At 34.0% G+C, this 12378-nt stretch carries 12 protein-coding genes; 2 read left to right on the top strand and 10 right to left on the bottom strand.

Annotation, left to right across the window (positions count from 1 at the left end):
* Nucleotides 1-43: 43 nt before the first annotated feature.
* The 8 genes from M2372_RS14070 to M2372_RS14035 are packed head-to-tail and all read right to left on the bottom strand — an operon-like array spanning nt 44 to nt 6633.
* Complete coding sequence (locus tag M2372_RS14070) at nt 44-910, bottom strand: hypothetical protein (protein WP_228455769.1); 867 nt, start codon at nt 908-910, stop codon at nt 44-46.
* A gap of 11 nt (nt 911-921) precedes the next feature.
* A complete protein-coding gene (locus tag M2372_RS14065) occupies nt 922-1842 on the bottom strand; it encodes an ATP-binding protein (RefSeq protein ID WP_228455770.1) in 921 nt (306 codons plus the stop codon).
* A 2-nt stretch (nt 1843-1844) separates the two neighbouring features.
* Entirely contained in the window at nt 1845-2351 is a 507-nt protein-coding gene (locus M2372_RS14060; protein ID WP_148060806.1) for a hypothetical protein, read from the bottom strand.
* Between the two features lie 48 nt (nt 2352-2399).
* On the bottom strand, nt 2400-3677 hold the full coding sequence (locus M2372_RS14055; protein ID WP_115973607.1) for a chloride channel protein: 1278 nt from the start codon (nt 3675-3677) through the stop codon (nt 2400-2402).
* A 2-nt stretch (nt 3678-3679) separates the two neighbouring features.
* On the bottom strand, nt 3680-4066 hold the full coding sequence (locus tag M2372_RS14050; protein WP_115973606.1) for a DUF423 domain-containing protein: 387 nt from the start codon (nt 4064-4066) through the stop codon (nt 3680-3682).
* 1 nt (nt 4067) lies between these two features.
* Nucleotides 4068-5138: a hypothetical protein gene (locus M2372_RS14045; RefSeq protein WP_123320716.1), complete on the bottom strand. Its 1071-nt coding sequence runs from the start codon at nt 5136-5138 to the stop codon at nt 4068-4070.
* Nucleotides 5138-5305, bottom strand: a complete 168-nt coding sequence (locus M2372_RS14040; protein WP_259080897.1) for a hypothetical protein — start codon at nt 5303-5305, stop codon at nt 5138-5140. Before M2372_RS14040 ends, M2372_RS14045 begins: the two co-directional genes overlap by 1 nt.
* Nucleotides 5305-6633 carry a hydroxymethylglutaryl-CoA reductase, degradative gene (locus M2372_RS14035; RefSeq protein ID WP_123320717.1) on the bottom strand — a complete coding sequence of 443 codons (1329 nt, stop codon included), beginning with the start codon at nt 6631-6633 and terminating at the stop codon, nt 5305-5307. Before M2372_RS14035 ends, M2372_RS14040 begins: the two co-directional genes overlap by 1 nt.
* Nucleotides 6634-6789: 156 nt before the next feature.
* On the opposite strand from M2372_RS14035, the gene M2372_RS14030 reads away from it, so the two are divergent.
* Nucleotides 6790-8049, top strand: coding sequence for a putative DNA modification/repair radical SAM protein (locus M2372_RS14030; protein WP_123320718.1), 1260 nt, complete (start codon nt 6790-6792; stop codon nt 8047-8049).
* On the opposite strand, the gene M2372_RS14025 is transcribed toward M2372_RS14030, so the two are convergent.
* Together M2372_RS14025 and M2372_RS14020 are read right to left on the bottom strand one after the other, a co-directional pair.
* Entirely contained in the window at nt 8046-9464 is a 1419-nt protein-coding gene (locus M2372_RS14025; RefSeq protein ID WP_123320719.1) for a S41 family peptidase, read from the bottom strand. The genes M2372_RS14030 and M2372_RS14025 overlap by 4 nt on opposite strands.
* Nucleotides 9465-9518: 54 nt before the next feature.
* Nucleotides 9519-10355 (bottom strand): helix-turn-helix transcriptional regulator, encoded by an 837-nt coding sequence (locus tag M2372_RS14020; RefSeq protein WP_123320720.1) that lies wholly within the window; start codon nt 10353-10355, stop codon nt 9519-9521.
* A 161-nt stretch (nt 10356-10516) separates the two neighbouring features.
* On the opposite strand from M2372_RS14020, the gene M2372_RS14015 reads away from it, so the two are divergent.
* Nucleotides 10517-11275 (top strand): TIGR03915 family putative DNA repair protein, encoded by a 759-nt coding sequence (locus tag M2372_RS14015; RefSeq protein ID WP_123320721.1) that lies wholly within the window; start codon nt 10517-10519, stop codon nt 11273-11275.
* The last annotated feature ends 1103 nt before the right edge of the window (nt 11276-12378 follow it).

Below are 12378 nucleotides of genomic sequence, written 5' to 3'. Positions count from 1 at the left end.
GATAAAAATCAATTAGTTTAAGTTCATCTCAATAGTGATCCTATTATTTCACCTCTTCAGCAATCATTACTTTTTCATTCACAATATTGTTCCATAACTTGTAATCTGAAATCCTGGAGCGGTATCTGAAATAAAAATCATAGGACCCGCCTACAATTCCTTTTTCCGGCATATATACCAATCTGTCTATTCCACGGTGCTCATTATATCCATCAATGATCCACCAGCCGTCAAAAGTCCAAAACTGATAGGCTTTTTTTCCTTGGATTGTATATTCTTTGGAAAGATAATTTCTAAAACTGAACGGATCATCAAGATTCTTAAGATAGTCTATATCTGTCACATCCATAATGAATTTCCGGTTGGGAAACTGCTCTTTAAAACTCTTCTCCACCTCCTTTATTGTAGTTTTCGGTTCAGCAATATTCAGTGATCCATATGAAGAAATAAAAGGTGTTTTTAGAGAAGTAATCCTGAAAAGTTCAGTCAGGCACATTTTTGAAACATAATAACTGTCATTCATTTTTTTCACTACCCTGAAATCCATAGTTTTTTTGTCCGGAGTATTGGAAGCCATCCAGTCAGAAGCTATTTCTTTTACTTTTGATTTTGAGATAATATCCTCCTTTTTTAACTTCCCGACATCCAGTATAGTCCAGTTTTGCCCTCTTTCATCTGTTCCCGGAAGGATTCTTTCATCCAGATCAGGAAGCACTGTAAGTAAAAGAATATCATGTTTGGTAAGGTGAACATTATACACATTGATATTTTTCTTTACTCCATACAATTCAGAGGTATCCAACGTATATGTTTCTACCTTGAAATCGTTTTTTAAACTATCCAGTAAAAAATATTTTTGTGAGAAAACAAAACAGGGAATGCACACCAATATGAATAAGATCCTTTTCATTTTTAATATTTTTATAAACATACAGTTCCTTTACTTCCTCCTTTAGAAGTATCTCTTTCTGCACTATTTAATGCAGATTCTTCCGGTGTCAGCTTTGTAATTCCTGCTTTTGCCATTGCTCTTGCTACTTCAGGAGGAAGGCTTGGATTATAATCTAAAAGAATACCTTGAAGATCATTTATATAGGGGCCAAGCTGACCATGATCTGATAAAAATGTAAACCTGTTGATGGCCACTCCACTCGCATCATAATCTACTCCCACTACAACACTGGGATATTCTTCATAAAACGCTTCATCACCTAACCTGTATTTTTCATATCCGAGATATGCATGAAGAACTTCATGATATAATGTGACCAAAATATACTCTTTAGTTGCATAGTTTAAAATATCTTCATTAATATTGATTGTAGCGTTAAATGTTCCCATATTGGTATAAGAAGCAAAGGTAGTTCCATCTACATTTCCCATACCGCTTTTAGGTCTGAATTTAATATTAACATTGCTATTATTTTGAAAAACAGACTTCATCATATCTCCTATATTATTGTCCAAATTAGGCAATTGCTGAACCAGTTGATACGCGCATTTAAAAGGTTTAAGATCATCATTTTTAACATCTTTTGGATCCTGTGGATTACTTCCGCCAGTTCCGCTGCCATTCCCATTTCCTCCATTCCCGCTTCCTCCCGGAATACCACCATCACTTATAGCCCATGTAGGACAGCCAGGTACACACGCTCCACAACTTACACAGTCATCCGGATTGATATAAATAAGTCTGTCTTTTAACATCACATATCCATCAACATCCAAATATATACTTTTCTGTTTTATAGCCTCAGTAGGACACACCTCAATACACAAACCACATCCAATACATGCATCCGGATTCATTGATATCTTATCTGTAATAGTTACCCAACTCATTCCTAAAAAGTTAAAGTTTTAAAATTCTTTATATCATTCATTTGTTCCACATCAAGATATCTGAAATGCTGTTTTTTATCAGACTCCTGTAAATTCATTTCAACAGGCTGATTAAAAATTACATAACTGAGTTTATTGTCTAATTCAAAAATCTTAAGATTGTTTTTTGCAGAATACACCTTCACCAATTTGCTTGTTGGGGCTATATAACCAAAAATCACAAAGTTTCCGGCTATAGCACGCTCTAAAGTTACTTTTGCAGAAATAAGTTTTTTACTTTTGATATTTTTACTGCGTCCTGATGATATTAAAAAAATAGTTTTTTTATCATCACTGGAGCTTTCAGAATAGATCTCATCATTTTCTATACTATCTGTTATACATGATATAAGCGATGAGCTAAGCCCCATTAATAAGATACCGCTAAGGGTACTTGAAATAAATTCCTTCCTGTTCATTAGTTTCAAATTTCGAGCGGCAAAACTATCATAAAAAAACAAAAAAGCCAATGTTTTTATCCCTAAACATTGACTTTTTAATATATTATTAATCTATAATCACTCTTCCACAAGCTTTTCCGACTGAGAACCGATAAAAGGAATTCTCGGAGCAAGGAAATATCCTGTAAGACTAGCGAACAAAATCGGAACAAAATAGGTAAACCCAGTTAATGTTCCCAGAATAATGGTTGTACTCATTGGTGTTCTTGTTACACAAGCATTAATAGCAGCCATACAGCTTACAATAGCTAAAGTTGTGTCTACACTTGGAAATAAATTGTGGATAATGAGTCCCAAAGTCGTTCCTACAAAGAATAGCGGAATGATAAAACCTCCTCTCCAGCCTGAAGTAACCGTAATAGCAATGGCTAATATTTTAAAAACCAAAACCAAAATCAGGAAGTTCAATCCGAAATTACCTCCGATTAACTGATTGATTTCGTTGTGTCCAAAGTATCTTGTGATCGGAAAATTGTAAGCAATAATTCCTAACAGAAGCCCTCCTGCTAATGTTTTGATGTAGATTGGAAATTTTCTGTATTCAAAAACCTTTTTGAAGAATTTCACTACAAAGATGAAAATCCAGCCAAAAAAGGTTCCTACAGCCCCAAATAAAGTTGCGTATAGAAAATCATACACTCCGGTGTAATGATAAGCTTTCAGATCCCAGGTTGCTCCAATTCCCAAATGAATAATTAAAGCAAACATCAGATAACTGAAACAGCTTGCAACCAATGCCGGAATAATGGCTTTATAATATTCAACCGCATGCTTATGATGTAAAATTTCCAATGAGAAGAGACTTCCTCCAAGTGGCGCTCCAAAAAGAGCGGTAAAACCTGAAGCCATCCCTGCAATACTCAATGAACGCAGTTCTTCGCCTTTTAATCTGAAAATTTTCCCAAGCCAGGTTCCTGTAGATCCGGTAACCTGTACTAAAGGAGCTTCCGGTCCTAAACTTCCGCCAGATGCCACACAAAAGAGGGAGGAAAGAATCATGGATGGATTATTTTTAGGTTCCAGTTTTCCTTTGTTGAATCTGATGTTATTCACAATAAGATGGATTTCTCCAGGGTCACCTATAAAATGAATGACCAAACCTGCCAGCAGTCCACAGATTGCCATTGTTGGAATTACCTGCCAGCCCTGGAAATGGGCTAAAAACTCAGTAAAATGTTCCAGCACGATCCAATATCCACCGGCAATAATACCTCCTACCAGCCCTGTAAAGGCCCACATGAAAAAAGTACGGCTGAATACGAACGGATTGAACCTCATCGGTTGATCCAAAAGGTTAAACGTTCTTATAATCCGTCTTCTTCTATTGATTTTCATTTTTAAATTTTGTTTTTAGCAAAATAAAGAATCAGCATTCCCCAACTTAAAATCATCATCAAACCTCCCAGCGGAGTGATAGGTCCTAAGAATTTAAGGTTCATTCCCAGGTAATCCTGCATGCTCAGGAAATAGATACTCACTGAGAATAACAATGTTCCTGCAATCATTAAAATGGACGTCCATTTTTCTGCAGAAGTTTCAAATTTTAAAATATATCCGATGATCAACAGAAAAAATGCTGCGTACATCTGATATCGTACTCCGGTTTCAAAACTTTCCAGTCTTTCAACAGCTAATATTTTCTTTAAAGCATGTGCTCCGAATGCACCCAGGATTACAGATATCATTCCGTAAACTGCTCCAAAAACTAAAGTAATTGTTTTCATTTTATAACTCTTCTAATTCTAGGGTTAAATATTTTTTTGTTTTATTATCCTGCCAGGTTCCAATGATTTTATTTCCTTTTAAATCGGCTTCCACTAAGGCTCTTGGTATCCATTGTTTCAATTCTTCACTATGGTAACCGTCTTCTGTGATTGAAAAATGGTCATGAACAAATTCTCCTCTCCAGTTGATTTGTTTCTTATTCTTATCATACCAATAAGTTGCTGAGAAGGAATCGTCTTCATTGATTTCGTTGAACAAAACCGTAATCGGATATTTTCCATCAATTTTTCCTTTGTACAATTTATTTCCAGGACTTGTTCTATCAATTTTTTCAGAACCGGAAATCAGATTTTTGGCATAAGGGCTCCAATATTTTTCAAGTTCTTTAAAGGTGAATTCAAGTTTATGGCTTCCCAAATCATCCAGAGCCCGCATCGCATGATTGGAGCATCTGCCTGCCACAAAGGTCAACTTATCTTTTCCAAAGAAATACCTGATGCCATTCAATGTGTAATCCGTGAAACACCCTTCGTATAAGCCAATCTGTTCCTGAACTTCTTCTGAGGCATTTTTTTGAGATTTTAGCTTGATGAGAAAGCTATTGACTCTCTTTTCGATTTTCTTCTGAATCAAACCATTCATAGTCTTAATAGCCCCCACCTGAAACAAATCTTCAGCATTGATATAATTCCCAGTCCTCAAGTCAAAATTTTTCCAGTCTGAAAATTCTTCGGGATAAGCTCCTGAAGCTTCACCATCAATACTGATACTTAGAATATTTTTAGGGGTTTCCAACTTTTTCCAATCATAGAAATATACATAGTTCGCGTATGAAGTAGCTCCTGCATTCACCTTTTCAGAAGGATTTCCTTCTGACGCGGGAATATATTCCAGTTCGCTTACCTGAAGAAAAAGATTGATCTTGTTCTCTATTCCGGAATTATCGGAATAGGAAATAACAGGAAAAACAAAGTCTTTCGTTTTTGGCTGCAAGTCACTTATTTTTAAATTTTTCTGTTGTGAAAAACTTAAACCGGAAACCAGCATGAAAAATAAGACCTTTTTTTTCACTATTTTGAATTTAAATACATTAAAATAAACTTGGCTACCAAGGTAGAAATCCCCAGTATAATAAACATATTGGCAAATTTCTTGGAAGTTCTGAAACCAGGTGATGTTGTTTTCTTTAAATAGAATCCAAAGGCCAGAAACAGGATGGGCAGAATTATCTGTAACATTAGTTTTCTCTCATTCGGTTAAACTCATTGATAACCTCATGATGGCTAACTGTCTTGTCTTTAAAGTATGTTACAAAATGTTCTTTTTCTTCTTCTGTAGCACCTAATTGGTTCAGAATGTTCAGTAAGTGCATTTTCATGTGACCTTTCTGAATTCCTGTTGTTACTAATGAACGCAATGCCCCAAAGTTTTGGGCCAATCCTGAAACAGCCAGAATACTCATCAATTCCTGAGCGGATGGTTTTCCAAGTAAAGCTAAAGAGAATTTTACCAAAGGGTGAAGATTTGTTAAACCTCCTACTACTCCTACAGAAATAGGAAGGTCTATCCAGAATCTGAAAACTCCGTTATCAGTTGTACAATGAGTTAATGATCTGTATTGTCCGTCTCTTGCTGCATATGCATGGGCACAAGCTTCTGTTGCTCTGAAGTCGTTTCCGGTAGCAATTACTACAGCATCTACTCCGTTCATCACTCCTTTATTGTGAGTGGTTGCACGGTAAGGTTCAATTTCCGCGATGGTAACGGCTTGCTTAAATTTAGCAGCAAATTCTTCAGGAGAAATTCCGCTGTCATCTTTCAGGTCTTCCATTTTACAGGAAACTTCAGCTCTTACGATACAATCAGGGGTAAAGTTGGAAAGGATATTCATTACGATCTGCAATGAATTCTTTTCTTCCTGAGTGAAGTCATCGCTTGTTGCAACTTCCTGTCTCAGGGTTTTTCCAAACTGTTCAAGACATGAATTGATAAAGTTAGCTCCCATTGAGTCTACTGTATCAAAACTAGCCTTCAGCTGGTAGTAATTAGGCATTTCTGCTGTTTTATCCACAAGGCTGATATTCAGAATACCACCGCCACGTCTTCTCATATTGGCCGTAATATCTTCTGTAGATTCAAGTAATTTTTTCTTTAAACTGAAATTAAAGAAATGTAATAATTTGTGAGGTTCTACATCGAAAATAAAATGGGTATGCCCCAATTTTTCTGTATTGATAATAGTTGTTTTAAAACCTCCTTTATCAATCCAGAATTTTGCAGCTTTGGAAGCAGCTGCTACTACTGAACTTTCCTCAACGGCCATTGGAAGTGCCAATAATTTTCCGTCAATTAAAAAATTGGGCGCAATTCCGTAGGGCATATAGAAATTGGAAATTGTATTTTCAGAAAACTCTTCGTGAAGTTTCTGAAGATCTGCATCTTCATTCCAATATTGCTTTAATATATTTTGATATTCCTGATTACCTTCAAGATATTCGTTTACAAGCCAGTCGATTTTCCCCTGCTTTGGAAGCTTGGAAAAACCTTCGATCGGTTTATGATTCATGATATAAACTTTAATGAGGCGTAAATATAATGATTTTGAGACTCTTTTTTGTTGATAACTTCTATGAAAAAAGGTTGACATTTATCAATTTTGGAACTAAATTTGAACAAAATTAAAACATAATTACGATATAAATAATATCGATCCCTATACTGTATGAATTTTGACCGTCTTAAAGAAAAGCTTGAAATCCTCGCAGATGCTGCAAAATATGATGTTTCGTGCTCATCAAGCGGAGGAACCAGAAAGAATAAAAAAGGGGCTTTGGGGGATAGTTCCGCAAGCGGCATTTGTCATACCTATACCGAAGATGGAAGATGTGTTTCTTTACTCAAGATTTTACTGACTAATCATTGTATTTATGATTGTGCTTATTGTGTATCCAGAAGTTCAAATGATATAAAAAGGGCCGCATTTACGGTAGAGGAAGTTGTAGACCTGACCATTAATTTTTACCGCAGGAATTATATTGAAGGATTATTTCTAAGTTCCGGAATTTTCAAAAATGCAGATACAACGATGGAACGGCTTGTAAGAGTTGCCAAAAAATTACGTCTGGAAGAGAATTTCAACGGTTATATTCATTTGAAATCTATTCCGGGAGCGAGCGATGAATTAATGCAGGAAGCAGCATTATATGCGGACAGGCTTTCGGTAAATCTGGAAATCCCAACCGAAAGTGGTTTAAAATTATTAGCTCCTGAAAAGAACAGAGAGGATATGATCAACCCTATGAGATATATTCAAAAAGGGATAATCCAGTATCAGGACGAAAAAAAGATTTTAAAGAAGGTTCCTAAATTTGCCCCTGCAGGACAATCTACACAAATGATTGTAGGAGCCACTAATGAAAATGATCTGCAAATTATCAAAGTTGCAGATCACTTTTATAAAAATTTCAACTTAAAAAGAGTTTATTATTCAGGATATGTTCCGGTTTTAGAGGACAACAGACTTCCTTCACTCACTACTGCAGTTCCGATGCTTCGTGAAAACAGATTATACCAATCTGACTGGCTGATGCGATTTTATGGCTTTAAAGCCGAAGAAATCTTAGATCCCAATATTCCTTTTCTTGATTTAGAAATGGACCCCAAGCTGAGCTGGGCACTCCGAAATTTACATCAGTTTCCAGTAAATATCCAGACTGCCGATTATCAGATGATTTTAAGAATTCCGGGAATTGGAGTCAAATCTGCTCAGAAAATCATCAGTGCAAGACGTTTTCAGATGTTAACACTGGATCATTTGAAACAATTGGGAACAGCTGTTAACAGAGCTAAATATTTTATTGATTTTAATGCAGGCAATGCCTATCTGAAATATTTAACGGATAAAAACTTCAGACAACTATTGATTGGTGGAAGTTCTTCTAAATTTCATAATCAATTTTCACAGCAGTTGAGTTTATTTTAATTTTCCAAATAACCTACCGCAAAATAAACCCAGTCTTTAACACTTTCGTCAAGATAAATATCTGGCTGAACTCCAATGTTATCAATAGGATAGTCCGGTAATCTGAAAGATCGGTAAGTAGGCATCAGTAATTTATAATCATTGCATCCATAGTCGAAAAACATTGCATTAGCATAGTCCAGAACTCCTGAAGACGGAGTTCCCATAATTTTAACTTTTTTGCTTTGTTTTGCACTTAATAGAAAATTTTCAGCAGCACTTCCGGTATGGTTATCTGCTAAGATTACAATTTGAACAGGACTTTTAGCAGCTGGAAAAACTGAATCAACAGCGACCTTACTCTGGTTATGATTCACATACTCTCCCGGTCTATTTTTTAGCTGCGCAATTCTTGTCTTTAAATTGATTATTTCTTCTTTATTTTTAATAGAATCTTTCATTATTCCTTTTAAATAATTTTCCGAAGTCTGAATTAATGTAGGTGAAGCTAAATATTCAACGCCAAGTTTTCTTATAGAATTGGTCATAATGTAAGGCAAAATATTTCTATAAGCATTATCTGTTCCTCCTCCATTACCTCTTACATCAATAATCCAGAACTCTGCTTCCTCCAAAGTTTTCTTATTGTCTTTCAGTAGTTTTTCTATTTTATCTACAAATGAATAACTGAAATATTGAAGCCTGATCATCACTGTTTTTGGGCTTATTTTTTTGATATAAGTTCCATTGATTTCGCTTATTTTACTTTCAATTTCTGTAGCACTCAATGCTGGATGAGGGAGTTGTTTTACAAAATTGATTTTGATCTCATTAAAGGATAAAAGTGTGTTGTCATACATCTTATATTTTCCTTTTTGTATAGAATGATCCTGGCTGTAATATTCATAACTTCCATCTGAGAATAACCTGAATTTAATTTCGTTAGGTTTCCAGTATTTTGGGTCGGCTTTTATAATAAATCCTACATATTCTTTGTCATTTATTTTCTTGACACCAATTTCATAATCGTCATTTTTCCAAATTCCTTCAAATTCATCTTTTTGCTTTTGAATATCTTTAATAAACTTTTTAAGATTTATATCTAATGGCTTAGTATTAATCTCCGGCTTTGGAACAGCCTGGCTGACCTGGTTGGGCAGAACCCAAATATGCCTGTCTTTGAAAAAACCTGTATAGCTTTTCAACACATCCAGGCAAGCCTCATCATTCTTCACATTATCAGAAGAAGTAAGCGTATTTTTCTTCAAGGTTTCATACAGAAGCTTATCTTTTGTTTTGGTATCAAATCCGGGATATTCGCTTTCAATTTTCAAAATTATTTTCTGTAACACCTCTTTACAATTACATGAGGTCTGTGCATTCCAAAGATTACAGGAAAACACAACAGCAATCCACACAAAAAGTTTAATTTTCATTAACAATATTTTCAGGCAAAAAACAACAATTAAAGAGTATAAAAATTGTAAAAATCATTCATTTTCTAATTTTTGATAAATCCATGCTAAATCTTTTTGGGTCACAGATATTTTTTCTGCTATTTTATTGGGTGCGAATCCTGTAAGATTTTTAAAATCTTTAATAAAATGAGACTGATCATAATATTGATTTTGATATGCAATTCCTGTGAGAGAATTTCTCGGTTTCAAAATATCATTTAATACGTTCCTGAATCGTATTGTTTTTAGGTAAGATTTAGGATTCTGTCCCAAATTATTTTTAAATAAACGGAATAATGTAGTTTCACTAATTTTAAGGTTCTTAGAAAGCTCATCAATACTTAGAAATTCATTATTATTAATAAGGATCAATGCCTCTTTTATTTTGTAGGGGATATTGTCTTTTAAATTTTCACAAAGCAAAATTTCAAGCGCATCAGCTCTTTTTGCAAAATCAGGCATATCAAAAATTTCATCAAGGAAATTTCTTTCAAAAGGAAATATCTCATCAAAAACAGTCTCGGAAAGCATGAGATTTTCATAAGACTCATCAGTAAAAACCCTTAGAGCCGAAGGTTGAAAAACAATGCATATCTGATCCAGGGCACAATGAATATTTACATTAAAAGGAGTTTTATGAAATCCATATAACCGGCTTATAAAAGTATTACCGTTGGTAATTTCACAAAGGTTAGTTTCACCTTCATTGGTATAGGAAACCTGATTGTGTTTATAAATTGCAAGACAGAGATTAGTATTGGGAAAAGTAGTATAATTTAAAAGTTCCTGATCCGTTTTTTTAAAGAACAGGAAATACTGAATATATTTTTTCAGAATCTCATTTTTAGGTTTTATGATCATTGAGTTCATCCTAGTATTTTATTTTTAGAGTATCTTCGGTACTGAATTTAAAGACGGATTCCGAAAAATAAATTTAATAAACTTTCTTGGGTTAGAAAGCTTTTAAAGATGATTAAATCGTCTGACAGTTTTCAAAAAATTATTTATACAATTTAGATTTATTATATCAGATGCACACAATACTTTATGATGGCAGTTTTGAGGGCCTTTTCACAGCGATATTTGAAGTTTTCGAATACCGTTATCAGAATGTAGAAATAGCAAGCAAAGAAAGATTCCATCAGGAAAATATTTTTGCTGAGATCCATGAAGTCATTACCCAAGCAGATAAATCTGATCGGGTCCTGAAAAAATTGGAACAAAATCTTGGTAAGCAGGGTATTTATAAACTTTTAAAAGTTTTCTTATCTGAAGATCCGGAATTGGAGAAAGTAACATTATCCGCAGTAAGACAATCTATAAAAAATCCAGAAGAAAATATTCTGGAAAACTACGCAGATGCTGATATCATGAAGATTTCCAAAATCTGTAAGTCAGTTGACAGAGAAAGTCATCGAATGACCGCTTTTGTCCGTTTCGAGAAAATGCAGGACGATATTTTCTTCTCAAAAATAGATCCTGATTTCAATGTTCTTCCTTTGATCAGAAAACATTTTAGTGACCGTTATCAGGATCAGAAGTGGATGATCTATGACTTGAGAAGAAACTATGGAATTCTTTATGATCTGGAAACCTCAGATTTCTTTTATCCGGATGAAAAACTGGATATCAGGAATTATCAGGAGAACTTTCATGAGGAGGAAAAGAACTATCAAACGCTTTGGCAGCGATATTTTACAAAAACCAATATTATTGAAAGGAAAAACCTGAAACTTCATGTACAACATGTTCCTAAAAGATATTGGAAGTATCTGACTGAGAAATGGTGATTTTAAATAGGGATGATTCAAATTCAAATTTCCATATTGTGGATAACTTTCCAACACGATTTATTAGACTTATTTCTGAAAAACCTTTTCAACAAGCATATTTCATAAACTACTATAAATATGATAGATATAGCATCTATTAATCGACAACCCCATATTGTGGATAACTTTTTTAACCACGGATTGAACAGATTTACACGGATGATTCTTTTTTAAATGACATTTTGAGCTGAAGAAATTTGAGAGGATTTTTAATTCATATTCTGACATTGTGGATAACTTTTCAACACGATTTATTAGACTTATTTCTGAAAAACCTCTTCAATAAGCATACTCCATAAACTACTGTAATTATGATAGATATAGCATCTATTAATCGACAATCCCATATTGTGGATAACTTTTTCAACCACGGATTACACAGATCTTCACCGATAATTCTCTTCTCAGTTGATATTTTGATCTGAAAACTTTGAAAAGAGTTTTAATTCATATTCTGACATTGTGGATAACTTTTCAACACAATTTATTAGAATTATTTCTGAAAAACCTTTTCAACAAGCATATTTCATAAACTACTATAATTATGATAGATAGAGCATCTATTAATCGACAATCCCATATTGTGGATAACTTTTTTAACCACGGATTGAACAGATTTACACGGATGATTCTTTTTTAGAAGGATATTTTGAGCGGAAAAATTCGAGAACATTTCTTAATCATATTTAACATTGTGGATAACTTCTTCACATTGAAGATTAGACTTATTTTTGAAAAGTCTTTTAAAATAGGGATTTTATAACCTCTTAATTTTATGATAAATACGAGACCTACTTTTCTACAATTCCATATTGTGGATAACTTTTTTAACCACAGATTTACGTAGATGATTTTAATACTATTCATTTCATTTATTGATTTTCAAAGTGCCTCGATCTGGTTTTATGTCACTTTACCCTTGTCAAGGTTTATAACCTTGACAAGGGTAGGTTAAAACTCAGCATCAAAAATCAATCGTCTTTTGATATGATACTATAAAATTTAGCTGATAGTTTGATCTGAAAAAATTTAAAATGGCTTTAATTCTTATTCCAATATTG

The sequence above is a fragment of the Chryseobacterium sp. BIGb0232 genome (genome assembly GCF_024810195.1).
Taxonomy (GTDB): Bacteria; Bacteroidota; Bacteroidia; order Flavobacteriales; family Weeksellaceae; genus Chryseobacterium; species Chryseobacterium pennae.
The sequence above is the reverse complement of the archived record's forward strand: the minus strand, read 5'-3'. Positions and strand labels throughout refer to the sequence as shown.